The sequence below is a fragment of the Dawidia cretensis genome, from assembly GCF_018598175.1.
Lineage (GTDB): Bacteria > Bacteroidota > Bacteroidia > Cytophagales > Cyclobacteriaceae > Ohtaekwangia > Ohtaekwangia cretensis.
Window position 1 is genome coordinate 1 of record NZ_JAHESE010000101.1, and the last position, 639, is coordinate 639.

The window sequence follows — 639 nt, forward strand, 5'->3', positions numbered from 1 at the left end:
TGTTTGCTGTGCATGAATTTGCTCGCTGCTGACAATAAAGTAGCAGAAGGCCGTGGCGCAGAGGGTTAGCATGGCTACCCGGGGCGTGGAGAGGCCGGTCTTATGTGTTTTGATCATGTTGATACGTTTTAAAATGAATGAATGAGAAAATGAATGGGCGATGGGGACGTCGGCCGACGCTAAAGCAACCTTCGCCAGCAGGCTGCAGTATTCACGTACCTCGCTGTCCGCCGCCGCGCGCGCATCGGCTTCGAACTCGTGAAGTTCCGTCAATAGTCTTTTATAGAGCACCAGGACGGGGTTGACCCAAAAGATGGCCTGGAGCAGATAGATCCATAGAATGTCGAGGGAGTGATATTGTCGTATGTGTACCTGCTCGTGGCGCAACACCCACGCGCGTGCGCTGGGCAGGGTACCTTCGCTTCCCAGGAAGATGCGACCGAAGAATGAGAAGGTACTATAGGGCGCAGGGAGGAGCACCACAGGGGTGCCCTGGTAATGATCGGAGGGGCGATGCTTGCGGGTAAGCCGCCACAGCTGCCACAGCCGGAAGAGAAGCCGGACGACAAAGAATGTTATGCCGGCAGCGTAGAGCCATTGTATATAATTCCACACACCAGACGCTGTGTGGGCATGCGC

Annotated in this window: 1 protein-coding gene; it reads right to left on the minus strand. The window is 55.4% G+C overall.

The window, feature by feature from the left end:
* Window positions 1-639 (minus strand): M56 family metallopeptidase (locus KK062_RS29900; protein WP_317195821.1); only part of this gene is annotated, 639 nt, incomplete at both ends.